This window comes from Peptacetobacter sp. AB845 (assembly GCF_047528295.1).
Classification (GTDB): Bacteria; Bacillota; Clostridia; order Peptostreptococcales; family Peptostreptococcaceae; genus Peptacetobacter.
Map to the genome: position 1 here is coordinate 504,914 of NZ_CP180001.1, position 25,819 is coordinate 530,732.

Sequence of the window (25,819 nt, forward strand, 5' to 3'; positions counted from 1 at the left end):
GATTAATTATAGTAACTGATATTATATAATTAAGTTAATAAATGTAGTGAGGTGATACATTATGCCAGAATCAACAATGGAAATACTTAGAGTATGTGTAGGAATTTTCTTCGTTATATACGGATATGTAATGTCGATAGTTGAGAGATATTTAGGGATGCCGTTTTTTGGTTCAAGGTATCAGGCAAAAGGTGTAATTAATGGATTTGTTAATACAATTGTTGGTGCAGTTTTTATATCTGTAAATATACAAATATTTTTCTTGGTTGGATTGCCTTTGATTGTTATAAATGGGCTACTTCAAAAAATAATACATGAACATTTAAAGAAGAAAGCAAAACATTTTATTGGAAAAGAAGGTAAAGCTGCAACAGATATGAAGAGAAAGTGCAAGGGTTTTGTAGATTTTAATGGAGAAAGAGCGAAAGTTTTTCCAGAGGAAGAGGATATACAAGCAGGTGAAATGGTGTATGTATCGGATGTAGATGGAAGTATGATTATGGTTAGAAAATTAAAATAAAGAATCAATAAAAAAGTTATTATTACAAGTATAGAAGATTAATAAATAGTAAATAGTACAGTTAGAAAGGTTTTGTTACTATTGTATCTATAGAAATTCTAATACTGGTAATAATTTCATAAATATTGACTTCTAAACTAATAATATTCTAAAATAAAGGTAAAATAGGAGGTGCATGTATATGGATAGTATAGTAGATATTGCAAAGTATCTTATAGATAGATATAAAATGGTATCTAAAGAAGATAATATAATTGACGAAATGAAGCTTCATAAACTACTTTATTTTGCACAGAGAGAGTCTTTTGCTATTAATAATGAGCCTTTATTTTTAGGAAAATTTGAAGGGTGGAAATATGGTCCTGTTTCTAGGGATGTAAGGGCCTATTATAAAGACTTAAAGAGTGGGATATTAATAGAAACTAAAGAAATATCTGAGACTAGTAAATATATAATAAATAATATAGTTGAAGAATATGGAGCTATGGCAGCTTGGAAGTTGAGTGATTTATCACATAAGGAAAAATCATGGCTTAATTCGAGAGAAGGATTATCTGAAGGAGAAAATGGAGATATAGAATTAAAACTTGAAGATATAAAATTAGATTCTGAAAAAGTAAGACCATATGATTATGTGTGGGATATGTACTATGATGAGTTTGAAGACTATGTTGAAGGTGACGAATATTAATAATGATTGGTAAAATATGTACTATATTGTCTCCGTTTTATGACAGTAAAAATCAGAAAAAAGCCTTTAAAAAAAGACCTGCGTTAGTTATAGCAGGGCCAAGAAATAATGATTACATAATATTACCAGTATCATCAGTTTCTAAAAAGGAAAATTTGGATAATGAGTATGATATAAAGATAGATCCAGAAAAATATCCAGATTTGAAACTAAAAAAAGTTTCGTATATAAGAACACATAAACAAACTATTGTTCATAGAGCGGAAATATTAGGTACAATAAGTTCGTTAAAAGAAGATTATAAGGACTTATATGAAAAAGTAATAGAAACCTGGTCAGAATTTCAGTATGAAGTTCTAAATGAAAGTTTAAAATAAAGAAGGTGTCATTGTATAGATTTAAAATCTGTATAATGACACCTTTCATTTTTCTAGAAAGTAGTTATCTTATTAAAAGTAAATAACCTAATAACAACTTTTCCTAGAAAATATATTACGGTATAGGAATTAGAATTTTAGCGGAGAATACATCTTTATCATATTCAATAACAAGTTCTCCATCGTATTTATCTAAAGTTCTCCTAACACTCTTTAATCCCAATCCATGTAGAGATTTATTCTTTTTAGTAGTATTTAAATTATCCCCTGTAGAATCAATCTCACCGTTTGTAGTATTTGTAAGTTTCACGACAAACAACGAATCTATAGCAATTCCCCTAAGAATTATACTTGTTTCCTTGTTTTTAATCTTCAAACAAGACTCGATAGCATTATCCAAAAGGTTTGAGAAAATAGTACAAATATCCTCATCCTCGATAAATCCACATTTTTTGAAGTTAATATCACAGATAAATTTAATTCTATTCTGTAGGCAGATAGTATTTTTTTCGTGTAGCAAAGTATCCAAAATAACATTACCTGTATTAAATTTATTGCTATACTCATCTAAAAGTAGCTCTACTTTTTCTATATACTCATCAGACTTATGATCATCGCTATACTTCATACAGATTATATGATTTTTCATATCATGATACAATTCACGAGATTTTTCCTGATTCTTATGCAGCATATCCATATAAAAGTCCTGCTTTTTGTTCTTAGAATTAAAGAATATTACAAGTAAAACTGAAAAATTAGCTACAACTATCAAAAGCAAAGTTAAAATAAAAATATTAGAATTACCCAAAGAATTTTTGCTCCTTAATTCATTTATTACATTAGCCAAAATGAAAAAATAAACTGTATTAGTAGCTACTGGAACTACAAGATAGTTTATGTATTTTTTCCAAGAGCCTTTGTTTTTATATAGATACTTATACGATAGAAAAATGTATATATAAAAGCATAGAATCAGTATAATTTTTTCAACCAATATAGAAATATATTGGTAATTATTTTGGCTTATTACCCCTTCAAAGAACATAAAATCGTAAATACTGTCTGTAATTTTAAACCCTATGTAGTATGTAATCATTAAAAAAGTCCAATATAAAGCAGAGATTAAAAGACTTTTTAATGGTTTAATATCGTACTCTATACTAGAGAATATGAATGAAAGAGTAGCTATAACCACAAATATTACATTTGGATTTACACCTAAATAAAAGCTAGTTGATATTACAACCACAGTTATTACAAAGGGAAGATAGTATAAATTCATTCTCTTTGAAGAAAGAGAATCGTAAACCTTCTTTTGCAGAAATACATCGATAACAAATGAAAAAAGACTTATCACTTGAAGAATAGTTAATGTTTTTAGCATAAGAAATCTCCAAGATGAGAGGCTAAAGCAATTTTAAAATCCTTGTACTTAGGTCTACTAATAGGAATCTTGAAATCCTTGATAGTTGCAAAATTCTGGTCTATATGGCTAACCTTATCTAAGTTTACAAGATAGCTATTATGACACTTGAAGAAATTTTTCCCATTTAACATATCCTCTAGGCTTTTTAGACTCATCTTTATCGAATATTTCTCTGTTTCTGTGTATATAGTAATCTCTTTTCTAATAACCTCGACGTACAAAATATCATCTGTATTTAAAACTATCATATCCGATTTATTTTTTAGGCAGATTTTTTTATTTCTGCTATTTAACTCATTTATACATAGTTCAAGATAATTAAATAGCAGCTCTTTATCTATTGGCTTTAGAAGGTATCTAAAAGCTCTGACTTCATAAGCTTCAAATACATATTCTTGAAGTGCAGTAGTAAAAATTATCTCTACATTTTTATCAATCTCACGAATTTTTCTAGCAGTATCCATTCCAGATAATTTACTCATCTTTATATCTAAGAAAATAATATCTGTATCTTTATAATCGCTTAGAAGTTCTTCTCCAGATGAAAATTTTTGGATAGAGTAATCTATATTTATGCTATTTAATTTTTCTTGAATCATTTTTTCTAGCTCGTCAGCTTGGATTTTTTCATCCTCACATATTGAAATATTAAGCATAATTATCTCCTTAAAAAATTAATTGTTCTTTACTAATTATATCATTTGTAGGCTAAAGGTGGTATTATGTATAGATGTCAAATGAAGTAAAATATAGAGGATAAAATTTTTCAAAAATGGGTATAAATAAAAAGCAAAACAATCGAGCAAAAAAGTTGTAAAATTGGTATAATAGATAGGCGTGGAAAAAGATGAGAGGTGAGTAAATGATAAAATATTGTTCAGTTGGCAGCGGAAGTTGTGGTAACTGTCATTTTGTTGGATATAAAGATACAAATATTTTAATAGATGCAGGACTTAGTGGAAAGAGAATAACGGACGGGATAAAGGATATTGGAGAAAATCCAGACAACCTAAAAGGAATATTTATCACACACGAGCATATAGATCATATTCGTGGGGCTGGAATAGTTTCGAGAAAATTTAATATACCTATATTTGCAAATGTTAAAACTTGGAGGGCAATGAGGGATAAGCTTGGAAAGATAGAAAGCGAAAATATGGTTGTATTTGAAAATGATAAAAACTATTCTATAGGAGATATAATAATAAGACCTTTTTCAATAGAGCACGATGCTGCAAACCCTGTTGGCTACAATCTTTGTGCAAAAGGTGGAAGTGAAAAAATGTCGATAGCTACAGATATAGGTACAATAACTGAGAATGTTAGAAAAAATTTGTATAAGTCTAAATTAGTTGTCCTTGAGTCTAATTACGATAAGAATATGCTTATGGCAGGTTCGTATTCTTATGCGTTAAAGAGAAGGGTAATGTCTGAGGTAGGACATCTTTCTAATGATGAGGCAGGAAAATTCTGTGTGGACTTAATAAAGAATGGAACGGAGAGAATTCTTTTAGCACATTTGAGTAAGGAGAATAACTTCCCTGAATTGGCTTACGAAACATCAAAGGGAATACTTACGCAGAATAATTTTATCGTTGGACAGGATATAAAATTGGATGTACTTTTAAGAAATGATATTTCTGATGTGTACAAGGTAAATCCTTAATTTAAAAGGAAGGTAATAGTATGAATATAAATGTAATCGGAGTAGGAAAGATTAAAGAAAAATATTTAAAACTAGGGATAGATGAGTTTAAAAAGAGATTATCGAAATACTGTAAGCTAGATATAATCGAGCTTGATGACGAAAAAGCTCCAGAAAAACTTAGCGAAAAAGAGATGATAATGGTTAAGGAAAAAGAGGGTAAAAAGATACTTTCTAAGATAAAAGACACTAGCTATGTTATTGCACTTGCAATAGATGGTAAAAATCTATCTTCTGAGGAACTTGCCGATAAGATGAGTGATTTAGCAGTTAGAGGAAATAGCAATATTACTTTTGTAATAGGTGGATCACTTGGGCTTTCTGATGAGGTGCTTGATAGAGCAGATTATAAGTTATCTTTTTCTAAGATGACATTCCCACACCAGCTTATGAGACTGATTCTTTTGGAGCAGGTGTATAGAGCGTATAGAATAAATAATAATGAACCGTATCATAAATAGAAAAAAGACTGTTAAGCTAACTTTTGAGTTAGATAACAGTCTTTTTTGTTGTTATTTATCTTTATTTTCTATTGTTATATTATAAATTAAAATTCCTATGGATAAAATAGGGAATATCAAAAGATACATATCAAAACCATTGTAAACAAAGTTAATACCAAAATTTATAATGAATAAAACTGAAAATATTATAACAAATACATTATCATTTATGAAACTAAAATTTTTACCTAAAATCATAAATATAAATCTTAAAATACCAGAAATTGATACTATGAAAAGCAATACTAAAAACAGATAGTAGATAGATTTTGTCGTAAAAAGATGCGAAGCTGCTGTATAATTGAGTTCTTTTTTAAATATACCATAAGTAAATAATGCTATAGGTAAAAGAGAAGAAGCAGCTTTATTTTTGATTTCTGAAATTCTTTGTTTAGGAATTTCAGATTTAGGATTGTTTATGTCTTTAATAATAACTTTCATAAAAATCACCTCTAATCTATCTTTACTATTTTTAATTTTTTGGAATCTTTGTAAACAGATATAGTCTATTTATTCAACTTCATATTTTTGAAAATCCTTATAATAGCTGCAACTACTAAAGATCCAACCAAGATAAAGAAGAACGAATTAACTTCTTTTCCTAAAGCGATATCTAGTACAACATTTATTGCTAAAAAAAGAACCAACAAAGCACTAAATGCGTCAGAACTAATAAACGTAAAATTTATTCCTAGCTCCATAAAAATAAATCTTAAAATGCTAGAAAAACATGTTAAAAATATTAATCCTAAGATAATAACTGCAATAATTGGATATGCGAAAAATGACATTGTATCTGCAGTTAAAAATACTTCTAACACAAAACCACCATAAGCTAAATCAGAGAAAAATAACAGTAGAATTATTGTAGAAAATAATGCTAATGTTCGCACTTCTCCTATCTTTTCATCTGGAATATTTGATTTGGGTTTATTTATATCTTTTGTAATGAATTTCATAATTATCAACACCTTTATCTTATTGTTTACTAGATTATACAATATTTTTTGATATAAAAATCATTTTTTTGTTCTGTAATAAATCTGTAATATTTAGAAAAATAAAATGGATTAATATTTAAAAGATTTAGCTTGACTACTATCTTATTTAAGGTATTCTCTATTTAAAGAAGCAGTTATGATTCTATTGAAAGAGAGGTTAGACTATGTTAGAAAAATATGCTCTAAAATATAAAAATATTTCTGTTGGGATTTTAAGTTATGATACAGAGAGTAGAAAATTTTCTTATGAAACTATAAATAAAACATTAGATAAGTTTAAATATCCACCAATTCTATTCGATTATAGATATTTTGATGTTAATCATATTCCAACAAATGAAGAAATTATAGAGTTTTTAGAAGAAAGAACTATTCCAGAATGTAGAGCAGATAAAGTTCTCGAAATGTTAGGCATGGATAATTATAATGTTTGGGAAATTTGCAAGGCTACTAGAGGAGTTGTTGCAGACGATTATTAGTGGTTAGCCAAAGACGGAGATAGATACGAAGATTTTCATATAAGAGCAAGATTTGAAAAAAATAATTAAATATGAAAAATTATAAGTATATTTAATTGAATATATAATATTTTACTATTTAAATATTATAGTTTATACGAAAATAATATAATATAAGAAAGTGATTGCATATGAACTATAAATCATAGTAATATAGTAAAAAAAGTTTAAGGAGGAATATATGGATATGGAAAGTATATTAGTTCTAGTAATGGCTTTGGTTTATATAGGAATAGGGGGAATAGTAGTATTATCAATTAGAGCACTACTTTTACTGATAAAAGCATTGAAAATATATATATCAAATAATGAATAAATAAAATAAAAAACTGCTATAACTTTTATGATTTATAGCAGTTTTTTATTTTATTTAATTATTTTTAATTTCTTTGAATACATAATAAGCTGTAAGTAGAACAAATGCTGCTGAAATTGAAAAAAGCTGGAAATTAAATCCACTAGTAGCTAAACTTATTACAAAATTTACTATAAGTATGGCTGATACTATTACAAGTAATACAACATCATTTACAAAAGTAAAATCTTTCCCCAATTTCATAAATACAAACCTAAGAACTGATGCTACTAAATTGATGATAAGCAAAGCTACAAATGTGTAGAAAACAATCTTTGTAGTCAAGAATGAAGAGATATTCTCAAAGAAATAAGCATCATTTGAGTAATCAGCTACAATTAATATTAAAAATAGGAGTGATCCAATAGCATTGTAAGATACACTGTTAAGTCTTTTTTCAGGAATTTCATCTTTATTTGTGTTTATATCTTTTAATAAAATCTTCATAATTATCAGCTCCTTTGTATTATTGTTTACTAGATTATACAATATTTTTTGATATAAAAATCATTTTTTTGGTTTTGTAATAAATCTGTAATAAATAATAAAAATTTAATTAAAAAACTCCAGTTTGTATAGTATAATGGAAAAGACTATATTAAAAAACGGAGGAAATTAAAAAATGGAAAATTTACCAAATTGCCCTAAATGTAATTCAGAATACACTTATGAAGATGGAAGCCTTTTAGTTTGTCCAGAATGTGGATACGAATGGAATCCAGAAACAACTGTTGATGAGAGTGTGATAAAAGACGTAAACGGAAATGTATTAAACGACGGAGATGCAGTTACAGTTGTTAAGGATTTAAAAGTTAAAGGAAGTTCTTCTTCTATAAAAATAGGAACTAAAGTTAAAAATATAAGACTAGTTCCAGATGCTGCGGATGGACACGATATAGAGTGTAAAATAGATGGATTCGGAGCTATGAAATTAAAATCAAGTGTTGTAAAAAAAGCATAATAAGATTTATATAATAGTCTTCTATTGTAATTAAACAATATATTAGTTTAATACATAGAAGGCTATTTTTTATAGAAAATATCTATTTACTAGTTATTCTATTGAAATTAAGTAGAAAAGAAGATATATTTAAATAAAATAAATTATGGGGGGAAAGAGGTAATGAAAAAAAGTACAAAAGATGTATTAACATCACCATTTTTAATAGCAGTATATGTGATAATCTTGATAATTGTATTTCTATTTTTAAAATTCAAGACAAATGAAGGAATAATAATAAATTCTTTTGAGGAAAAAAATGAATCTTCATGGAGCTGTAATTATGATTTTTTTAGTGGGGAGAAAAAAGTAAATCTAAAAGGAAAAGGAAATAATTTGTTTGTTTGTCCAATTGTAGAACAAGGAAAAATTGATGTAGAAGTAAAGGATAAAAGCGGAAAGATACTATTTAATCAAACTGTACATGGTGGTTTAGCTAATTATGCGGAATTAGAAGTATTTAATATAAAAGTTCCATCTGAAGTTATAGTTACGATAAAATCTAAAAAACACAAGGGTGGAATTAGTGTAAATTATAGGGATTTAGATGAGTTTTCAAAAGAAAGTAAAGAAGTAATGTTTCTATACGGAGAAACTCATGATTACGAAGGTATAAAAAAGGTAGAAGTTGATTTATGGGGAAAATACTATAAAAAATATGGTATGAGAAACTTATTTATGGAGTATTCATATATAGATGCTCAATTTTTGAATATGTGGATGAAGTCAGAAGACGATAAGATTTTAAATCAACTTTATGATGATTTTGAAGGTACATTTGCTCATACAGAAGAAAATTTAAATTTCTTTAAAGAGATAAAAGAAAAATATCCTGAAACAGTATTTTATGGAACAGATATATGTCATACATATGAAACAGGTGGAAAAAGATATTTAAAATATCTTGAAGAAAATGGAAAAGTTGGAACTGATGATTATAATAGAGCTGTTGAATCTGTAAATCAGGGGAAGAAATATTATAATTATAAGTCGACTGAAAAAGATGGTATACATAGAAAATATAGAGAAAAAGCAATGATTAAGAACTTTGTAAATGAGTATGAAAAATTAGAAGACAAGAGAATTATGGGAGTATATGGGACTCCTCATATATTGCCATATTCAAATTATGTTGATGAAGTAACTCGTATGGGAGTGCAGTTGGATAAAAAATATAGAAAAATATTAAATGTAGAAGATTTATGCACTCTAGAAAAATATCCAAAATATAAAGAAAGTGAATATAGATATTATAAATAAGACAAAAGTAATTTAAAGATAAAAATAATTTGCATTTGGAAATATAGCTACTAAAAAAATATATAATTAGGATAAAAATCTATAAAAATTCAACTTAATAAAATTAAGTGTTAAAAATTAAATAAGAACGAATAAAAATATTGAAAAATACAGTCTAATATACTTTTAGACTGTATTTTTATTTTTTTAGAAAATTCCATTTATTCAATTCAAATTCTTTCTATTTTCAAAAATAGTTACAAATCTGTTTTTGTTATTTAAGATTACTATTGCAACCAAAGGGTATATGTGTATAATAGAGAGACTGTAAGGGAAAATTGCAGTTATCTCTAAATAAAAAGGAAATCCCGGAAGTAGAAAAATTTAATAGCTTTAAAAGTTAAAACAATTTAAAACTATTCGATGAGGTGGTAGAGATATGAGAAAAAATAAAAACAAATTAGTGGCAGTTATTATGGCATTTGGAATGACTATTGTGCCTATAACTCAAGTAAATGCAATGGAAATAGGCAACATCGATGAAATAGTAGAAAGCAAAACTGATACTTCAGATTTTGGTGATGATTACGAGGAAAGCTCATCATTTGAAATAAGGAGTGAATCAGATTTTAGAAAATTTGCTGAGATGGTAAATTCTGGAAAAGATTTTGCTGGCAAAAAAGTAGTTATACCTAAAGAAATAGAAAAAATAGAACTTTCTGGAGAGTGGACTCCAATAGGAAAGGCTAGAATAGATATACATAATGGAAAAAATTCTTCTGAAGGTGAAAGAAGTTTTAAGGGAGAATTTGATGGAAATGGATGCGAAATTTCTGGATTAAGACTAAAAAATATATATGCTGATTCAAATACTTTAGGCTTATTTGGAGCGATAAGAAATGCAAAAGTTGAGAATTTAGTATTTACAGATGTAAATATAGATATAAAAGATTTAGATCAGAGTTCACAAAACCTACAGACTATTACAGGAACAGCGGTAGGCGTATCACTTGGAAAAAGTGATGTACACGATGTAACTGTAAAAAGTGGAAATATTTCAATTGGAAGTGGAGCAGCAATTGTAGGTATGGCGGTTAATTCAGGAAATATTTACAACAACAAAAATGAAGTAGATGTAAATACAAATCAAAATGAAGCGATATTAGGTGGAATAGTTGGAAAAACATACTATATAGATTCTAATATAGATATAAATAACAATATAAACAATGCAAATATTGGCTCTTATGGGGCTATTAAAGAAAATGAAAAAGCAAGTGTAACAGGTGGGATAGTAGGATTTTCATCAGCTAATGTTTTTGAAAATGAAAATGTATCTCCAGAAAATGTAAAAGAGTCAAACTCAGTTATATCTGGTGGAATAGTAGGAATACAGACAACATACGGAGATGTATTTTTTAATAAAAATAGTACTACTGTAACAGCAGACAGATTTGCAGGTGGAATAATTGGTTTGATAAGCTACAACAATCATGGAGATGAACGGAAAATAGGTAAAATATCAGTAAAAGAGAATAAAAATAGTTCGGATGTAATATCTAACCATGATAGAGGAGTAGTAGGTGGGATAGTTGGTCAAATCTACAATACTGCTGATGTTTTTGCTAATACCAACACAGCGAGTAAAATAAGTGGTGGTGTAAAAGGGTATTCAGCTGGAATAGTTGGAAATATGATATTTGGCGATAACTACTTATTCTCAAATGATGATGAATTGAATATATACGTCCATGAAAATATAAGTACTACAGATATTTCAAATTTAATTGGAAATAAAAATCGTATAAATCTATATGCTAATGGAGAAAATATAGAAAGACATTTTATTTCAGAAAATAATTCAAATGAAATAAAATTAGTACAGAACGAGGATCAAGATAAAAAATCAAATGATATGGAAATAGATGAGGATAAGTTTGAAGAAGGAACTAAAGAAGAAAATAAGATTGATAAAGATAAAGAAATAGAAAAAGACAAAGAAGTAAAAGATGATAAGGTAAATTTTGAGAGTCAAAAGATAGTTGGAAAAGATAGATACGATACTGCAGCTAAGGTAGCTACTAACTTAGGTAAATACAATAAAGCGATATTAGTAAATGCAGAAAATAGTATGTCAGACGGACTATCAGCAGCAGGTTTATCTGGAAAAGAAAAAGCTCCAATACTTCTAGTTAAAAGAGACAGTATTCCTCAGAGTACTTTAGAAAAACTAAAAAACGTAGATAAAGTATATATAATAGGTGGAAATAACGCTATAAGCGAAAATGTTGAAGCTGAACTAAAAAACATAAAAAATATAAAATCTATTGAAAGATTAGCAGGAAAAGATAGAGTAGAAACATCTAAAGCAGTAGCAAGAGAGATAAAAGAGTACTCAAAAGCATTTGTTGTAAATGGATATAAAGGTGAGGCAGATGCTATTTCAGCATCACCTATAGCTGCAAAATACAAAGCACCGATAATTTTGACAAATGGGAAAAATATTGAAGTAGATAAAAAAGATGTAGAGTATTATGTAATAGGTGGAGAAGCTGTTGTAGATAATAGTATAGTAAAAGAATTATCAGCAACTAGAATATCTGGAAAAGATAGATATGAAACAAATAGAAAAGTTATAGCTAAATTTTATAAAAATAAAAGTAAACTCTATATAGCGAATGGAAGAACTCTTGTAGATGCACTTACTAGTTCAAATTTAGCAAAAGAAGATGGAATAGTACTTGTATCTGAAAACACAGATAATAGTATATTAAATGGGAAAAATATAATCCAAATAGGTGGTATGAACTTCAAAATAAAAAAATAAAATAAAAATTTAAAAAAATATCTCAAAAACTTCCCCAAAATAAAACCTCCCTCTGTATTGTATAGTGAAAAGAAAAAAGAAAGCAAACTTACATAGAATATTCTATAAATGTAAAGGGAGGAAAAGAAAATGACAAAGAGAAGTTTAGTATTAGGATTAGCAGGAGTTTTATTAATAAGTGGATTATCATTTGCAGCAACTCAGGAAGGTGGAAAAACAATATCTCAGGCAGATGCTGAAAAAATAATGCTTAATAAAATACCTAATGGAAAAATAGAAAAAATATACTTAGATGAAAGAGATAGAGAGTATAAAGCTATAGTTAAAAAGGGAAATGAAGTATATGAAATAGAAGTAGATTCATTAAATGGAAATATAACTGATTTTGACAAAGAATACGTAGTAAATCAGAATAATAATAATTCTAGTAATCAGGGTAATCAAAACAACAATCAGAACAGGAATCAGAATAATAGCCAAAACAAACCAAATAATGACGTAATATACGATGATGATAAATATGATGATGATAGATGCGACGATAAAGACGATTATGATGATAAGTATGATGACGATAAGTACGATGATGACCATGATGACAAATATGACGATGATAGACATGATCATGATGACTTCGATGATTGTGATGAAGACTAATAAAATGAATGTCTATTATAAATGTAGAAAATAGATGCTGCTTTTCATAAAAAACTCAACATAAAAGAGATAGTTCCAAAGAGGAGCTATCTTTTTTTTTACAAAAAAATAAAAAATTTTTGAATAGAGTTATTGTAAAAAAGTATATGGATATTAAAAATAAAGAGCTATAGGAAAACTTTATTTTCAAAGCTTAGATGTATTTTTGAGTGTTTTTTGATTTCAATAATGAGGGTGAAATCTAAAAAATAAAGCGAAAAAGTGGCTAAATTTTAATATTCTGTTAAAAATTATGCTTTTTAAAAGCTGTATTTTGTGATAATATTAATCATGAAAGACGTTTAAAAAACTAGAAATAGCAGGGGATAAAAAGGAAACAAAAAAATTTTTAGTGTAGCTATTGATATTTTTTAAACGCATATAATATAGGTTAAAATGATATGCAATCTGAATAAAAAAAATAAAAATAAGGAGGAGAATTTTATGATTTATTCAGCTGAAGTTAATAATATGTGTACAATAAAAAAAGGACCAAACCACGGTCCAGCTCCAATTCCAGAAGAAGGAAAATGGGTAAAAGTTAAAGAAGTAACTGATATAAGTGGATTAACTCACGGTATAGGTTGGTGTGCTCCACAGCAGGGTGCTTGTAAATTAACTCTAAATGTTAAAGATGGTATAATAGAAGAAGCATTAGTTGAAACAATAGGATGTTCAGGAATGACTCATTCAGCAGCTATGGCATCTGAAATATTACCAGGAAAAACTATATTAGAAGCATTAAATACTGACCTTGTATGTGATGCTATAAACACTGCAATGAGAGAAATATTCTTACAGATAGTATACGGAAGAAGCCAGACTGCTTTCTCTGAAGGTGGACTTCCAGTAGGTGCAGGTCTTGAGGATTTAGGAAAAGGTCTAAGAAGCCAGGTTGGTACTATGTACGGAACATTAGCTAAAGGACCAAGATACCTTGAAATGGCTGAAGGTTATGTAACAAGAGTAGGTCTTGACGAAAATGACGAAATAATAGGATACGAATTCGTTAACCTAGGAAGAATGATGGAAATGATAAAAGGCGGAAAAGACGCTAACGAAGCTATGGAAGCTGCAAAAGCTACTTACGGAAGATTTAACGACGCTGTTAAATACGTAGACCCAAGACACGAATAATATCTATAAGGAAGGTGAAAATAATGGCATTATTTGAAAGTTATGAAAGAAGAATAAACCAGATAACTCCAGTTCTAGAAAAATACGAATTAGGAACTTTAGAAGATTGTAGAGAACTTTGCAAAAGCAAAGGATTTGATCCATATGAAATAGTAAAAGAAACTCAGGCTATAGCATTCGAAAATGCAGGTTGGGCATACACTTTAGGTGCTGCAATAGCTCTTAAAAAAGGATGCACAAAAGCAGCAGATGCAGCTGAAGCTATAGGTGAAGGACTTCAGGCATTCTGTATACCAGGTTCTGTTGCTGACAACAGAAAAGTTGGTTTAGGACATGGTAACTTAGGTGGAATGTTATTAAGAGAAGAAACTGAATGTTTCGCATTCCTAGCTGGACACGAAAGTTTCGCAGCAGCAGAAGGAGCTATAAAAATAGCTGAAAAAGCTAACAAAGTTAGAAAAAAACCTCTAAGAGTTATATTAAACGGTCTTGGAAAAGACGCTGCTTACATAATATCTAGAATAAACGGATTCACTTATGTTCAGACTCAGTTCGACTACTACACAAGTGAATTAACAATAGTAAAAGAAACTCCATTCTCAAACGGAGACAGAGCTAAAGTTAAATGCTATGGTTCTGATGATGTTAGAGAAGGTGTTGCTATAATGCATCATGAAGGTGTTGACGTATCTATAACAGGTAACTCAACTAACCCAACAAGATTCCAGCATCCAGTTGCAGGAACATACAAAAAAGAATGTATAGAACAGGGTAAAAAATACTTCTCAGTTGCTTCAGGTGGTGGAACAGGTAGAACTCTTCACCCAGACAACATGGGAGCAGGACCAGCTTCTTACGGTATGACAGATACTATGGGAAGAATGCATTCTGATGCTCAGTTCGCAGGATCTTCATCAGTTCCAGCTCACGTTGAAATGATGGGTCTTATAGGAATGGGTAACAACCCAATGGTTGGTGCAACAGTTGCAGTAGCAGTTGCAGTAGAAGAATCAAACAAATAATAATTGATTGATAATGATTGATTAACATAAAAAGCAGTCTGTATTTTACAGGCTGCTTTTAGTTTATACAAAATAGGAAAAGGTTTGACCTATGAGTTTTTCATAGTTAAGAATAAGATAGGTATGAAATACTTTTAAGAGGGGAGAAATTATATGAAAAAAGCGGCATTTTTTGATGTAGATGGAACGTTAATAGATTGTACAATAGGAATTATGGATATAAGTGATAGAGTAAAAAAAGCTATAAAAGATTTTCAGAAAGCTGGAAACGTAGCATTTGTATCTAGTGGTAGACCTTATGCTTTTTTAAATAAAGAGCTATTAGAATTTGGATTTGATGGATTTGTATTAGGGAATGGAGCTCAGGTTTTAATAAACGATGAAACAAAATTCTTTAGTGGAATAGACAAAGAACTTGTTAAGGAAGTAGTTTCAAACTGTGAAAGATTAAATATAGACTACTGTTTACAGGGACCAAAATACAGCTATTTAAAAGAAGATTTCACTAGAATATTAGAATACTATAAAGAATACGGTGTAACTAGAGATTTTTTAGAGTTTAATTTTGATTTAGATGATGTAGATGTATTTAAGATAGAGATGTTCCCAGCAGATGAAGAAGGATGCAAATACTGTGAATCATTAGATCAGGGAGAGTTTAACTGTTTTAAAAACTATCCAGGTGAAGTATATGAAATGTATCCAATAAAAAATTCTAAGGGAACAGGTCTTTTAAAGACTATAGAACTTGAAGGTGTAGAATTAAAAGATTCTTATGCTTTTGGAGACGGAAGAAACGATATAGAGATGATACAGACCGCAGCTCATGGGATAGCTATGGGAAATGCAGTACCAGAGCTTAAAGAGGTAGCAAATGAGTTTACTGATGCTATAGCAGACGATGGGATTGCTACTTATTTAGAAAAAATATTATAGGAAATAAAAGTAGGCTGTTGCGGTTAAGCAATGACCTTTTTATAATTGAGTAATCACAATTATTTGCTCTCCAGTCCTCAGCGCCCAAATTATTATTGAAAAATATTTAAAGGTTTGGGGCGCTTGCGGAATTGTCGATGTAAATTAATTTGTGATTACTTAATTAAAGGCCATTGTAAAATATTGCAACAGCAATCATTTATCTACTTAAAGAATGGAAAAGGGGCTATCACATTAACTAGCGTTAATGCGAAAACCCCTTATTTATTGAAATTTTATAATTATACTCTCATCCCAGGAAGAATATGGTCTACGCCTCCAAGTATATCTACAGGACAAGGATCCACAGCAAAATTAGCTATACCTTTCCATTTACTTATTTCAGGAGAAAGATTATGGAAGTCTTTTTCGTATGCATAGTATACAGCTACTTTATTTCCCCACTGATGAACATAGAAGTATATTGTTTTTCCATTGTCTTTTGATTTTAAGATGAAATCATTATAACCAGGATATCTAAAGCAGTGTGTAGTATAACTATATTTTTTACCAAATATTTTAATATATTTCTTATCTATACTCATGCTAGCCTTATTGCCTCTATAATAATTTCTATAAACATAATTTGGAAGTGTTAATGTTCTTGATAAAGTATTACCTTTTATATATTTTCGAGTATATGAAAAAAAGTCTGTAAATTTAATCGCCTTCTATGGTAATATCAAATTAATCATAGGAGGCGATTTTTTATGGGCAGAAAGAAAAGAGAACCATTGAATCCAGAAAAGAAAAATATAATAGCGGAGCTAATTAAAACATATGAAATTAAAACCGCTCAAGACATTCAGGATGCACTTAAAGATCTTTTGGGGGATACTATTCAAGAAATGCTTGAATCTGAAATGAATGAGCATCTTGGATATGAAAAATATGAACGTGGTGAAAATACCAACTCAAGAAATGGATATAAAACAAAAAGAGTAAGATCTGGAATGGGAGAATATGAAATTGATGTTCCTCAAGATAGAGATTCTTCTTTCGAACCTCAAATTGTCAAAAAAAGACAAAAGGATATTTCTGAAATAGAGCAAAAGATAATAAATATGTATGCTTTAGGCATGAGTAATAGAGATATAACTTCTCAAATAGAGGATATTTATGGATTTGAACTATCTGAAGGAATGATTTCAGATGTAACTGATAAAATAATACCTAAAATCGAAGAATGGAAATATAGACCTCTTGAAAGTGTGTATCCTGTTGTATATATAGATGCTATCCATTTCTCTGTTAAAGAAAATGGTTCTGTTAAGAAAAAAGCTGTCTATGTAATTCTTGGTATAAGTTCCGAAGGATGCAAAGAAATTCTAGGATTGTATATTGGAGATACTGAAAGCTCTAAGTATTGGTTTTCTGTGCTAAATGAATTAAAAAATAGAGGTGTAAGAGATATTTTAATCGTTTGTGCTGATGGACTATCAGGAATAAAAGAAGCGATAAGCTCTGCTTTTCCAAATACTGAATATCAAAGATGTATTGTTCATCAAGTTAGAAATACATTAAAATATGTATCATACAAAGATAGAAAGGAATTTGCTAATGATTTAAAAACAATATATCATGCCATTAATGAAGAACAGGCTCTAGCTAATTTAGAACGTACTTCAGAAAAATGGAATGAAAAATATCCAAATTCTATGAAATCTTGGTTTAGTAACTGGGATTCAATTATACCGATATTTAAATTTTCACCAGAGACTAGAAAAGTAATTTATACTACAAATGCTATTGAAAGTGTAAATTCGCAGCTAAGAAAAATAAATAAAAAAAGAACTGTTTTTCCAAATAAGATTTCTCTAGAAAAATCACTATACCTATCAGTTGAAAAAATAAGCAAAAAATGGAGTATGCCTATTAGAAACTGGGGTTATATTTACGGAGAACTTTCTATAATGTATGAAGATAGATTGTAATAATTAAAAAAGTCAAGAAAACCGCTTTTTAGCTGGTTTTCTTGACATGCAACAAAATAAATAATATTATGTTTTCAAAGGCGTTAGCCATTTACTCATAAATTATTTTAAGTCTATTATACTACCTAACGGTAGTTTAAGCCATAGAGGGCTTATTTACAGAAAAAATTCTATATACCCATATTTTCCATTTTCCATGTAATAGAAAGTTACAGAATTATTGTTTAAAACTAACATTTCTTTATCTGGACCACCCCATTCTTCAGGATAATCTATATTGTAGTAGTATTTATTTCCATCAACCTTTGTTATTTTATATTTACATTTACCAATAGAAGCAAAAGTCATATAATCTTTTGAAATAGTTGCTATATCTCTATAACTATAGAAGTTATTTTCTTCACCATTTTCATCATAAGCCTTATATGCACCATACCAGATTCCCATTGCACTACTAGGTAACTTCAATTCAGCAGGTTTCATACCTTTAAGCACTTTTATTTCTTCAAATGCATTTTCGTTTCCGTTTCCACCGACTCTAGTAATAACGCTCATATTTTTAGCTTTTACAACATTTCTCTGGCTATTACTCAAACTATTAGAAACTATTAAAACTGGAGAATTGTTTTTAGCAGCTAAAACACCAACTGCAAGGGCATCTATTAAATGACCTTCTCCCTTTGAACCATTTTTAGCTACATATAAATTATTTAAACTTGCATTAGTATAGAATTTTTCTATTACCTTTGCATTTGTATCATTTCTATTTGATCCACTTACTCTTTCAGCACCAGGAAGTGTTGCCATTATTGAGTTTGAAACTGCTTTATTTCCACCTATAATGTATGATTTTTCAACACCGATAGAATTGATAAAATCTGCAGAATCCTGTACACCTGATTTTGCATTTGAAAGAATTATGGCCATATCTTTTTCTGCTGCTACAGCGGCTATACTTACTGCATCTGCAAGTCCAGTTTTACCATTTACAACAGCAATTGATTTTATAGGTTTTAATTCCTGAATTTTTTTGGCAATAGCAAGTGCAGTTTCTTCTCTACTATTTCCTGAGATTCTATATGTATTTCCTTTAATTTCAGATGCTAAATCATCAGATAGTACAGATTTACCACCGATAAGATAAACATTTTTTGCACCTAATCTTGATATTTCAGATTTTGTTTCTCTGTTTAACTTACCTTTGCCAGTAAGTAGTATTGGTGCATTTAATTCTTCTGCTAGAGGTGTTGCAGCTAGTGCATCTGCTATTGCAGAGTCGTTGACAAGTACTACATTTTCAGCAGAACTCCATCCTTTTTGACTGACCTGTATAGCTGTACTATGTCTATTTGAACCAGCTAATATTTGGGCAGTTGTTGCAGCCTCAGATGTAGTAGGGTTTATAGCAATTGCACCTAAAACAAGAGCTGCAGAAAGAAGTATTGATGCGGATTTTTTAAATCTCATAAAATCATCTCCTTAAAAATAATATATTAGAAATCACTGTTGGATTTTCTAATTATAAAGAAAAATATATAAATAGCAATACATACAAACAACATATTAAAAATCAAAAGAGGTGTTGTATAAAAGCTATTTACTACCGAAAAAGGCATAATATAAGGTATTAATAAAATAATTGCAAGTAGTATTCCTGTTATAACTGATACGATGCTTATTGATTTATTGCTCAAAACAATAATTGATAAAAATAATAAGAAGCAAAGTGCATAGGCAATTCCCAAGAAAATGTGGAAATTAATTTCCATATGTTGAAATGCATTTAGAGCAATTCTATACATATATGAAAAAACAAAAATTATAATAGGAAATAACGCTGTATATAAATTTTTAAAAAAATAAATTAATTTTTTAGACATTAAAACCTCCCGATAAATAAAAAGATTATATATTTATAAATACAATTATCGTAGTTGTAGATTGTTTTTTGCAACTCTGATAAAAAGACCTTTTTTATTTTAATATAACATAAATAATTTAAAAATATAGGTTTTATTTGAATTTGTAATAAATTGTAAATGTTAAAAAAATAAAAAAGAAGTGTCTTTTAGACACTTCTCAATAAAATTAAACTGTATTAAGTTTATATTTAAATCTATATTTGTTGTATTCTCTCAATAAACCTTCGTATTCTAAATTTAAACCTTTAAGGTTGTAAAAATCATTAGGTTGAACAAAATTGAAAGGTTTATCAAATAAATTTATTCCACTTTTATTTAGCATGTCTGCAGCAAAAGTCGAACAAACATAACCAAAATCAGGATGTCTATTTAGACCAAGAGGAATAGCTATTAAAGAAAGTAAATCATAGCTATAAAGAGTCCTAATTGATTTAACCTGATTTATATTAGTTTTAAGCTTTTCAAATTCATCATCAGTTATTTCAAGAGAATATACTCTACATATAGTATTCTTTTTTATCTCATATAGACCCTTGTCTATTCCTTCTTCAACAAATCCAGCTATTAAAGGATTCTTAGGATTTATCCTTCCAAAAGCGTACATAGTATCTAAACTATCATCAAGTGAAATAGAAATATGTGAATATGGCTTTCTAGTGATCGTCCTTATTAAATGGGCAAGCACTGTTCCAGTATATGTAGAAACTATATATATTTTTTTCATAACGATCACCTCCATCAAATTATTTTCTATATTTATATTATGACCTTTAAATCTTAAAATATTTATTATAAAAACTAAAAAAAATCTAAAGAAAATAAAAATTTATAGATATTTTTTTAATATAGATAAAAATTTAGTAAGTATCTTTTTAAAGACACATACTCACAAATAATACTTTAAAAAATGTCAAAAGTCAAGCTTTAGAATAAATTCAAAAGGTTACATTTAGTAATTAATTTGCTTTAAATTATGACGATTTTGTTAATATATAAAAAAATTATCGAATAGGTTTATAAAATAATGTATAATGAAAAATAAGATATGGTGTGGTTTTGTCAGGTGACAACTATATCTGACAAGGATAAACATTTAAGATATATGGGAGGATTGGAAATGATAAATAAAAAGACAATATCAGTGTTAGCAGCAACAGCCATAACTGTAAGCTCAATGCCTTTAGCATTTGCTGATACTGGTTTAAGTATAAAAGATAAAGACCTTTCTATAAAACAATTAGAATCTACTGAAGAGTTTAAGCAATATGTTGAAGATGCAGAAAGTGGATTAGTTGATAAATCAGAGAGAGTACCAATGGCAATAGATGTAGATGGGACTAATGTTTCAGGAAATGCATCAAGAATAACCAGATACCTTCCAAAAGACTATGATCCTAGAAAGCAGGGTAAAGATACAGGAATAAGAAATCAAGAAAATCTAGGAGTTTGTTGGGCATTTGCTGGTATAGCAGGAATGGAATCATATATGGCCACAAATGGATATGGAATAAATGATTTATCAGAAGAACATATGAGATGGTGGGCAAAAGGTGGAGTAAATGGATGGAATGTAGGAGATCATGAAGGAACATCAAATTTACTTTCTATGGGATATTTTGCTTCTGGTGATGGGCCAAAGCTTGAATCAGAGTTAAAATATAACACTCACAACACTAGACCTTCAAATATGAATACAGCCAAAGGAACAGGATATTTAGCTAGTGAAGTTATATTTATAAGAAATAATAGAATGGATATAAAAAATGCTATAACTAAATACGGCGGAGTAGTGTCAGGTTATGGAGATTTTGATGAATATAGTAGTAAAGATAAAAATGCATATTATGTAGATTATAATATAGGTCAAAATCATGCAGTTACTGTTGTAGGTTGGGATGATAGCTACAGTAGAGAACATTTCACAGGTAAGGCTAAACCTAAATACGATGGTGCTTGGCTAGTTAAAAACAGTTGGGGAAATTATAACTCAGAAGGAGGTTATTTCTGGGTTTCTTATGAAGATAAAACTCTTCTTCAAGCAGGTGATAATTATTCCATAAAAAAAATAGATAAATCAGGAAATAAGATATACCAGCTTGAAAAAGGTGGATATACAGAATATGGAGGCAAAAATTTTGCAGTAGCAAATGTATTTAATTTTAATGGTCAAAATGAAACTATAGAAGGTGTAACAATAGGAAATACAACCTTAGGAAGTACATACCAGATATACTATGCTCCTGTGAAAAAAGGTGTTCCTCAAAATAGCAATTTAAAATTATTGGCATCAGGAACTATAAACGAAACTGGATATATAACTATTCCAGTAAATTCTGTTAAAATACCTTCTGGAAAAGGTGCAATAGTTGTAAAAATGAAAAATCCAAATACAGCAACTATATTTGCAGAAGGAAATACAGAAAATGTACCTTGGTTTAAGGCTAAGGCTAATAGAGGGGAAAGCTTCCAATTAGTAAATGGAAGATTTATAGATATAAACACTCAGACAAATGATAATATAAACTTTGCAATAAAAGCTATAACTAAAAGCAATGTAAACCCAAACGATATAATAGGAACAAATAGATATGATACAGCAGTTAAAACAAGCAAAAAAGGTTGGAATACTGCGGATACTGCTATAATCTCAAATGGTAGTGCAATAGTAGATGCACTTGCTGCAACACCTCTTGCAGCATATAAGGATGCACCAGTTTTACTTACTGAAAAAGATACATTAAAAGATGTTACCAAAAATGAGTTAAAAAGACTTGGAGTAGGTAAAGTATATATAATAGGTGGTAGCTCAGTTATATCTAAAAATGTTCAATCACAGATAGAAAAAATGGGAATTTCTGTGGAAAGAATATCAGGAAGTAATAGATATGCGACTAGTGTAGCTATAGCAAATGAGATGAAATCAGAAGGAGCTAACATAGATCAAGTAGCTGTTGTAAATGGAGTAAGCGGACTTGCAGATGCAATAAGTTTTGGAGCAGCAGCCGGACAAAAAAATATACCAATAATACTATCTGATAAAAATGGAAAAACTACAGGAGCAGAAGAAATTCTTTCTGATGATAAGGTAGAAAAAACATATATAATAGGTGGTAAAAATGCTGTACCAGAAAGTGTAGAATCATCTTTAAAAAATCCAGAAAGAGTTAGTGGCTCAAATAGAAGTGAAACAAATGCTGCTATAATCAAGAAATTCTACAATCAATCTGCATTTGAATATCTTTTTGTAGTGAAAGATGGTTCAGAAGGACAGGATAAATTAATAGATGGATTATCAGTAGGAGCATTTGCTGCTAAGACAAGTTCACCTATAATATTAGCAGGAAAAAAACTATCTAATGGTCAGAAATCTGCACTATCAGGAAAAAGTGTAGAAAAAATTTCTCAGGTTGGCGGTGGCTCTAATGCTACAGTAACAGCACAGCTTAGAAATTTATTTAAATAAAGTATAAGAAAGTCCATATTATAAATAATAAATAAAAAAGGACTGTATATTATGTTAAAAAAGCTATATACTATGTAGTGGAGAGTTTAAATATTCAGAGGATTTTAAGGGGGTAAAAATTTTGAGAGAGAATCCAGCAATGAGAATTTTATTCTCACTACCAGTGTATGTTCTTATATTCTATAAAAGCTACAATTTTGAATTAAATAGAAACTCTATAATATTTACGTGTGTATATTTAGCTCTTATTATGGGAGACTTAGGATACTTCTATTATAAAGTTAAAAAAAGAGAAAAAGAGGAAGCTGCAAGAGCTCCAAAAACTGATAAAGAAGCTATAAGAATTAGAGAACAAGAAAAGAGAAGAAACAAAAGGAAGAAAAAATAATAAAAAACTCGACGGTTATCTATCAAATTATAGATTTGATTGATAGCCGTTTTTTCGTATATAGGAAAAAAGTATATTTAGTAAGAAAAATTTGATTATTTGAACTCTATTTTATTGATAAAAATAGATAATATTGATAACATATATAATGTAGAATTATTTTTAAAAAAAGACTAAAAACTTATCCAAATAGATGGTTTATTTTATGAATGGAGGAACGAGAATGCTAGAGTTAAAGAATGTGTTCTTTAATGTAGTAGATGAAAACGGAGAAGAACGCAATATAATAGATGATTTAAGCATTAATTTTGAAAAAGGAAAGTTATATGTTATAACTGGTCCAAATGGTGGAGGAAAGTCGAGTCTCGCTAAGGTTATAATGGGTATATCAGAAGCATCAAAAGGACAGATACTTTTAGATGGAGAAGATATAACAGAAAAATCTATAACAGAAAGAGCTAAAATGGGAATAGGATATGCATTCCAGCAGCCACCTAGAATAAAAGGTATGACTGTAGAAGATTTATTAAAATTAGCTCACGGTGGAGACCTTCCAAAAGAAGATTGTTGCCAGTATTTAGCAGCAGTTGGTCTATGTTCAAAAGAATACCTAACTAGAGAAGTGGACAACTCTTTATCTGGTGGGGAAATGAAAAGAATTGAAATAGCTACTTTATTTGCAAGAGATTTAAAAGTATCTATATTTGACGAGCCAGAAGCTGGGATAGATTTATGGAGCTTTGGTAAATTAAATGAAAGCTTCCAGAAAATGCACGAAGAAAAAGACCAGACTATAATAATAATATCTCATCAGGAAAGAATACTAGAACTTGCTGACCAGATAATAGTATTAGAAGATGGAAAAATAAAAACTAGTGGAAGCAAAGATGAGATATTACCTGAAATATTAAACCAGGTAAATGGAACTGTATGTGAAATACAGGGAAAGGCGGTTTACAATGGATAGAGTTGATTTAGACTTATTAAAAGAAGTTGCCGATATGAGAATGGGTAATCCAATTCTTGGGGCATTTAATATAAGAAAAAATGGAGAAGGTATAGAAAGAAGATCTACTAAAGACGTAGATATAATACCTAAGACAGATAAACCAGGTATAGATATAATAGTAAAACCAAATTCTAAACCAGAAGATGTTCATATACCAGTAATAGTTACTCAGTCTGGATTTAGTGATAAAGTATACAACGACTTTATAATAGGAGAAAATTCAGAAGTTACTATAATAGCTGGTTGTGGTATACACAACTGTGGTTGCGATGATAGCCAGCATGATGGTATACATAGATTTGTTCTTAAAAAAGGAGCAAAATTAAAATACACTGAAAAACACTACGGAGAAGGAACTGAAGGTGGAGGAAAGAGAATCTTAAATCCTGTGACAATAGTTGAAATGGAAGAAGATTCATACTGCGAAATGGAAACAGTTCAGATAAGAGGAGTTGACTCTACTAAGAGAGACCTTGAAGCAACTTTAGGTAAAAATGCAAAAATAGTTGTTCTTGAAAGATTATTAACTCATGACGACCAGTTTGCTGAATCTAATATGGAAGTTGTTCTTCAGGGAGAAGATTCTTCAGCTCAGGTTATATCTCGTACTGTTGGTCAGGATAATTCTGTTCAGGTATTCAACCCAAGAGTAATAGGTGAAAACCAGTGTTCAGCACATGTTCAGTGTGACTCAATACTTATGGGAAATGCTAAGATAAGTTCAATACCAGAAATATCTGCAGAGCATCCAGATGCTATGTTAGTTCACGAAGCTGCAATAGGTAAAATAGCTGGAGATCAGATATTAAAATTAATGACTCTAGGTTTAACTGAAGAGGAAGCAGAACAGCAGATATTAAATTGTTTCTTAAAATAAATTGAAGAAGAATATTTAGGGATGTCAGATTTTTATGGCATCCCTTTTTTAAAGCTTGAAATAAATATGCCAACCTAGCCTCCAGGCTTCAGCGCCTCGCCCATATATGTAACACATTTATATGTTGCGAGGCGCTTGCAGAATTGTCGAGTGCGGTTGGCATATTTATCTTCAAGCAAAAAGGAGATACCATTAAAAATCCGATATCTCCTTTAATATTGTTTTTCAATT

At 29.3% G+C, this 25,819-nt stretch carries 28 protein-coding genes; 19 read left to right on the forward strand and 9 right to left on the reverse strand.

Going from position 1 to position 25,819, the window contains the following annotated elements:
• Positions 1-61: 61 nt before the first annotated feature.
• The 3 genes from ACK2WO_RS02585 to ACK2WO_RS02595 all read left to right on the forward strand — a co-directional run bounded on the left by ACK2WO_RS02585 (position 62) and on the right by ACK2WO_RS02595 (position 1,588).
• A complete protein-coding gene (locus ACK2WO_RS02585) occupies positions 62-520 on the forward strand; it encodes an NfeD family protein (protein ID WP_414698267.1) in 459 nt (152 codons plus the stop codon).
• 181 nt (positions 521-701) lie between these two features.
• Positions 702-1,211 (forward strand): Panacea domain-containing protein, encoded by a 510-nt coding sequence (locus tag ACK2WO_RS02590; protein WP_414698268.1) that lies wholly within the window; start codon positions 702-704, stop codon positions 1,209-1,211.
• A gap of 2 nt (positions 1,212-1,213) precedes the next feature.
• A complete protein-coding gene (locus ACK2WO_RS02595; protein ID WP_329999219.1) occupies positions 1,214-1,588 on the forward strand; it encodes a type II toxin-antitoxin system PemK/MazF family toxin in 375 nt (124 codons plus the stop codon).
• Positions 1,589-1,703: 115 nt separating this feature from the next.
• Here ACK2WO_RS02595 and ACK2WO_RS02600 read toward each other — a convergent pair whose 3' ends face one another.
• Entirely contained in the window at positions 1,704-2,975 is a 1,272-nt protein-coding gene (locus ACK2WO_RS02600) for a GHKL domain-containing protein (RefSeq protein WP_414698269.1), read from the reverse strand.
• Positions 2,969-3,673 (reverse strand): LytR/AlgR family response regulator transcription factor, encoded by a 705-nt coding sequence (locus ACK2WO_RS02605; RefSeq protein ID WP_414698270.1) that lies wholly within the window; start codon positions 3,671-3,673, stop codon positions 2,969-2,971. The genes ACK2WO_RS02600 and ACK2WO_RS02605 overlap by 7 nt, the downstream gene beginning before the upstream one ends.
• Before the next feature lie 206 nt (positions 3,674-3,879).
• On the opposite strand from ACK2WO_RS02605, the gene ACK2WO_RS02610 reads away from it, so the two are divergent.
• Both ACK2WO_RS02610 and rlmH read left to right on the forward strand, forming a co-directional pair.
• Positions 3,880-4,683, forward strand: coding sequence for an MBL fold metallo-hydrolase (locus tag ACK2WO_RS02610; RefSeq protein ID WP_414698271.1), 804 nt, complete (start codon positions 3,880-3,882; stop codon positions 4,681-4,683).
• A 20-nt stretch (positions 4,684-4,703) separates the two neighbouring features.
• Positions 4,704-5,183: a 23S rRNA (pseudouridine(1915)-N(3))-methyltransferase RlmH gene (gene rlmH / locus ACK2WO_RS02615; RefSeq protein WP_006440992.1), complete on the forward strand. Its 480-nt coding sequence runs from the start codon at positions 4,704-4,706 to the stop codon at positions 5,181-5,183.
• A gap of 51 nt (positions 5,184-5,234) precedes the next feature.
• Here the strand turns inward: rlmH and ACK2WO_RS02620 are convergent, their stop codons facing one another.
• Together ACK2WO_RS02620 and ACK2WO_RS02625 are read right to left on the reverse strand one after the other, a co-directional pair.
• On the reverse strand, positions 5,235-5,666 hold the full coding sequence (locus tag ACK2WO_RS02620; RefSeq protein ID WP_414698272.1) for a hypothetical protein: 432 nt from the start codon (positions 5,664-5,666) through the stop codon (positions 5,235-5,237).
• Positions 5,667-5,731: 65 nt separating this feature from the next.
• Positions 5,732-6,184 (reverse strand): hypothetical protein, encoded by a 453-nt coding sequence (locus ACK2WO_RS02625; RefSeq protein WP_414698273.1) that lies wholly within the window; start codon positions 6,182-6,184, stop codon positions 5,732-5,734.
• Between the two features lie 206 nt (positions 6,185-6,390).
• Between ACK2WO_RS02625 and ACK2WO_RS02630 the strand changes: the two genes are divergently transcribed.
• Positions 6,391-6,705: a hypothetical protein gene (locus ACK2WO_RS02630; protein ID WP_414698274.1), complete on the forward strand. Its 315-nt coding sequence runs from the start codon at positions 6,391-6,393 to the stop codon at positions 6,703-6,705.
• Between the two features lie 220 nt (positions 6,706-6,925).
• Positions 6,926-7,060, forward strand: coding sequence for a hypothetical protein (locus ACK2WO_RS02635; protein ID WP_414698275.1), 135 nt, complete (start codon positions 6,926-6,928; stop codon positions 7,058-7,060).
• Between the two features lie 54 nt (positions 7,061-7,114).
• Here the strand turns inward: ACK2WO_RS02635 and ACK2WO_RS02640 are convergent, their stop codons facing one another.
• The gene (locus tag ACK2WO_RS02640) at positions 7,115-7,546 is read right to left on the reverse strand and encodes a hypothetical protein (protein ID WP_414698276.1); all 432 of its coding nucleotides are present in this window, start codon (positions 7,544-7,546) and stop codon (positions 7,115-7,117) included.
• Between the two features lie 175 nt (positions 7,547-7,721).
• Here ACK2WO_RS02640 and ACK2WO_RS02645 point away from each other — a divergent pair, with 175 nt between their 5' ends.
• From ACK2WO_RS02645 to ACK2WO_RS02675, 7 genes are all read left to right on the forward strand, one after another.
• Positions 7,722-8,060, forward strand: a complete 339-nt coding sequence (locus ACK2WO_RS02645) for a zinc ribbon domain-containing protein YjdM (RefSeq protein WP_414698277.1) — start codon at positions 7,722-7,724, stop codon at positions 8,058-8,060.
• A gap of 162 nt (positions 8,061-8,222) precedes the next feature.
• A complete protein-coding gene (locus ACK2WO_RS02650; RefSeq protein WP_414698278.1) occupies positions 8,223-9,359 on the forward strand; it encodes a hypothetical protein in 1,137 nt (378 codons plus the stop codon).
• A 418-nt stretch (positions 9,360-9,777) separates the two neighbouring features.
• Positions 9,778-12,165 (forward strand): cell wall-binding repeat-containing protein, encoded by a 2,388-nt coding sequence (locus ACK2WO_RS02655; protein WP_414698279.1) that lies wholly within the window; start codon positions 9,778-9,780, stop codon positions 12,163-12,165.
• Between the two features lie 129 nt (positions 12,166-12,294).
• Entirely contained in the window at positions 12,295-12,822 is a 528-nt protein-coding gene (locus ACK2WO_RS02660; RefSeq protein WP_414698280.1) for a hypothetical protein, read from the forward strand.
• 483 nt (positions 12,823-13,305) lie between these two features.
• The gene (locus ACK2WO_RS02665) at positions 13,306-13,998 is read left to right on the forward strand and encodes an iron-sulfur cluster assembly scaffold protein (protein ID WP_118549456.1); all 693 of its coding nucleotides are present in this window, start codon (positions 13,306-13,308) and stop codon (positions 13,996-13,998) included.
• Between the two features lie 23 nt (positions 13,999-14,021).
• Positions 14,022-15,020, forward strand: a complete 999-nt coding sequence (locus ACK2WO_RS02670) for a GGGtGRT protein (protein WP_118549455.1) — start codon at positions 14,022-14,024, stop codon at positions 15,018-15,020.
• A 153-nt stretch (positions 15,021-15,173) separates the two neighbouring features.
• Positions 15,174-15,956, forward strand: a complete 783-nt coding sequence (locus ACK2WO_RS02675) for a Cof-type HAD-IIB family hydrolase (RefSeq protein ID WP_414698281.1) — start codon at positions 15,174-15,176, stop codon at positions 15,954-15,956.
• Between the two features lie 281 nt (positions 15,957-16,237).
• On the opposite strand, the gene ACK2WO_RS02680 is transcribed toward ACK2WO_RS02675, so the two are convergent.
• The gene (locus ACK2WO_RS02680) at positions 16,238-16,540 is read right to left on the reverse strand and encodes a hypothetical protein (protein WP_414698282.1); all 303 of its coding nucleotides are present in this window, start codon (positions 16,538-16,540) and stop codon (positions 16,238-16,240) included.
• 165 nt (positions 16,541-16,705) lie between these two features.
• On the opposite strand from ACK2WO_RS02680, the gene ACK2WO_RS02685 reads away from it, so the two are divergent.
• Entirely contained in the window at positions 16,706-17,929 is a 1,224-nt protein-coding gene (locus ACK2WO_RS02685) for an IS256 family transposase (RefSeq protein ID WP_414697228.1), read from the forward strand.
• Between the two features lie 156 nt (positions 17,930-18,085).
• Here ACK2WO_RS02685 and ACK2WO_RS02690 read toward each other — a convergent pair whose 3' ends face one another.
• The 3 genes from ACK2WO_RS02690 to ACK2WO_RS02700 all read right to left on the reverse strand — a co-directional run bounded on the left by ACK2WO_RS02690 (position 18,086) and on the right by ACK2WO_RS02700 (position 20,575).
• Positions 18,086-19,396, reverse strand: coding sequence for a cell wall-binding repeat-containing protein (locus ACK2WO_RS02690; RefSeq protein ID WP_414698283.1), 1,311 nt, complete (start codon positions 19,394-19,396; stop codon positions 18,086-18,088).
• A 26-nt stretch (positions 19,397-19,422) separates the two neighbouring features.
• Complete coding sequence (locus ACK2WO_RS02695; protein WP_414698284.1) at positions 19,423-19,809, reverse strand: hypothetical protein; 387 nt, start codon at positions 19,807-19,809, stop codon at positions 19,423-19,425.
• Between the two features lie 208 nt (positions 19,810-20,017).
• Positions 20,018-20,575: a hypothetical protein gene (locus tag ACK2WO_RS02700; protein WP_414698285.1), complete on the reverse strand. Its 558-nt coding sequence runs from the start codon at positions 20,573-20,575 to the stop codon at positions 20,018-20,020.
• A 393-nt stretch (positions 20,576-20,968) separates the two neighbouring features.
• Here ACK2WO_RS02700 and ACK2WO_RS02705 point away from each other — a divergent pair, with 393 nt between their 5' ends.
• The 4 genes from ACK2WO_RS02705 to ACK2WO_RS02720 all read left to right on the forward strand — a co-directional run bounded on the left by ACK2WO_RS02705 (position 20,969) and on the right by ACK2WO_RS02720 (position 25,588).
• The gene (locus ACK2WO_RS02705) at positions 20,969-23,314 is read left to right on the forward strand and encodes a cell wall-binding repeat-containing protein (RefSeq protein WP_414698286.1); all 2,346 of its coding nucleotides are present in this window, start codon (positions 20,969-20,971) and stop codon (positions 23,312-23,314) included.
• Positions 23,315-23,435: 121 nt separating this feature from the next.
• A complete protein-coding gene (locus ACK2WO_RS02710; RefSeq protein WP_414698287.1) occupies positions 23,436-23,702 on the forward strand; it encodes a hypothetical protein in 267 nt (88 codons plus the stop codon).
• Between the two features lie 223 nt (positions 23,703-23,925).
• Positions 23,926-24,669, forward strand: coding sequence for an ABC transporter ATP-binding protein (locus ACK2WO_RS02715; RefSeq protein WP_040410713.1), 744 nt, complete (start codon positions 23,926-23,928; stop codon positions 24,667-24,669).
• On the forward strand, positions 24,662-25,588 hold the full coding sequence (locus ACK2WO_RS02720) for a SufB/SufD family protein (RefSeq protein ID WP_414698288.1): 927 nt from the start codon (positions 24,662-24,664) through the stop codon (positions 25,586-25,588). Before ACK2WO_RS02715 ends, ACK2WO_RS02720 begins: the two co-directional genes overlap by 8 nt.
• The last annotated feature ends 231 nt before the right edge of the window (positions 25,589-25,819 follow it).

Excerpts from the sequence above, each read along its gene's own strand:
- ACK2WO_RS02585 (WP_414698267.1), top strand. The coding sequence starts at position 62 with ATGCCAGAATCAACAATGGAAATACTTAGAGTATGTGTAGGAATTTTC.
- ACK2WO_RS02590 (WP_414698268.1), top strand. The coding sequence starts at position 702 with ATGGATAGTATAGTAGATATTGCAAAGTATCTTATAGATAGATATAAA.
- ACK2WO_RS02595 (WP_329999219.1), top strand. The coding sequence starts at position 1,214 with ATGATTGGTAAAATATGTACTATATTGTCTCCGTTTTATGACAGTAAA.
- ACK2WO_RS02600 (WP_414698269.1), bottom strand. The coding sequence starts at position 2,975 with ATGCTAAAAACATTAACTATTCTTCAAGTGATAAGTCTTTTTTCATTT.
- ACK2WO_RS02605 (WP_414698270.1), bottom strand. The coding sequence starts at position 3,673 with ATGCTTAATATTTCAATATGTGAGGATGAAAAAATCCAAGCTGACGAG.
- ACK2WO_RS02610 (WP_414698271.1), top strand. The coding sequence starts at position 3,880 with ATGATAAAATATTGTTCAGTTGGCAGCGGAAGTTGTGGTAACTGTCAT.
- rlmH (WP_006440992.1), top strand. The coding sequence starts at position 4,704 with ATGAATATAAATGTAATCGGAGTAGGAAAGATTAAAGAAAAATATTTA.
- ACK2WO_RS02620 (WP_414698272.1), bottom strand. The coding sequence starts at position 5,666 with ATGAAAGTTATTATTAAAGACATAAACAATCCTAAATCTGAAATTCCT.
- ACK2WO_RS02625 (WP_414698273.1), bottom strand. The coding sequence starts at position 6,184 with ATGAAATTCATTACAAAAGATATAAATAAACCCAAATCAAATATTCCA.
- ACK2WO_RS02630 (WP_414698274.1), top strand. The coding sequence starts at position 6,391 with ATGTTAGAAAAATATGCTCTAAAATATAAAAATATTTCTGTTGGGATT.
- ACK2WO_RS02635 (WP_414698275.1), top strand. The coding sequence starts at position 6,926 with ATGGATATGGAAAGTATATTAGTTCTAGTAATGGCTTTGGTTTATATA.
- ACK2WO_RS02640 (WP_414698276.1), bottom strand. The coding sequence starts at position 7,546 with ATGAAGATTTTATTAAAAGATATAAACACAAATAAAGATGAAATTCCT.
- ACK2WO_RS02645 (WP_414698277.1), top strand. The coding sequence starts at position 7,722 with ATGGAAAATTTACCAAATTGCCCTAAATGTAATTCAGAATACACTTAT.
- ACK2WO_RS02650 (WP_414698278.1), top strand. The coding sequence starts at position 8,223 with ATGAAAAAAAGTACAAAAGATGTATTAACATCACCATTTTTAATAGCA.
- ACK2WO_RS02655 (WP_414698279.1), top strand. The coding sequence starts at position 9,778 with ATGAGAAAAAATAAAAACAAATTAGTGGCAGTTATTATGGCATTTGGA.
- ACK2WO_RS02660 (WP_414698280.1), top strand. The coding sequence starts at position 12,295 with ATGACAAAGAGAAGTTTAGTATTAGGATTAGCAGGAGTTTTATTAATA.
- ACK2WO_RS02665 (WP_118549456.1), top strand. The coding sequence starts at position 13,306 with ATGATTTATTCAGCTGAAGTTAATAATATGTGTACAATAAAAAAAGGA.
- ACK2WO_RS02670 (WP_118549455.1), top strand. The coding sequence starts at position 14,022 with ATGGCATTATTTGAAAGTTATGAAAGAAGAATAAACCAGATAACTCCA.
- ACK2WO_RS02675 (WP_414698281.1), top strand. The coding sequence starts at position 15,174 with ATGAAAAAAGCGGCATTTTTTGATGTAGATGGAACGTTAATAGATTGT.
- ACK2WO_RS02680 (WP_414698282.1), bottom strand. The coding sequence starts at position 16,540 with ATGAGTATAGATAAGAAATATATTAAAATATTTGGTAAAAAATATAGT.
- ACK2WO_RS02685 (WP_414697228.1), top strand. The coding sequence starts at position 16,706 with ATGGGCAGAAAGAAAAGAGAACCATTGAATCCAGAAAAGAAAAATATA.
- ACK2WO_RS02690 (WP_414698283.1), bottom strand. The coding sequence starts at position 19,396 with ATGAGATTTAAAAAATCCGCATCAATACTTCTTTCTGCAGCTCTTGTT.
- ACK2WO_RS02695 (WP_414698284.1), bottom strand. The coding sequence starts at position 19,809 with ATGTCTAAAAAATTAATTTATTTTTTTAAAAATTTATATACAGCGTTA.
- ACK2WO_RS02700 (WP_414698285.1), bottom strand. The coding sequence starts at position 20,575 with ATGAAAAAAATATATATAGTTTCTACATATACTGGAACAGTGCTTGCC.
- ACK2WO_RS02705 (WP_414698286.1), top strand. The coding sequence starts at position 20,969 with ATGATAAATAAAAAGACAATATCAGTGTTAGCAGCAACAGCCATAACT.
- ACK2WO_RS02715 (WP_040410713.1), top strand. The coding sequence starts at position 23,926 with ATGCTAGAGTTAAAGAATGTGTTCTTTAATGTAGTAGATGAAAACGGA.
- ACK2WO_RS02720 (WP_414698288.1), top strand. The coding sequence starts at position 24,662 with ATGGATAGAGTTGATTTAGACTTATTAAAAGAAGTTGCCGATATGAGA.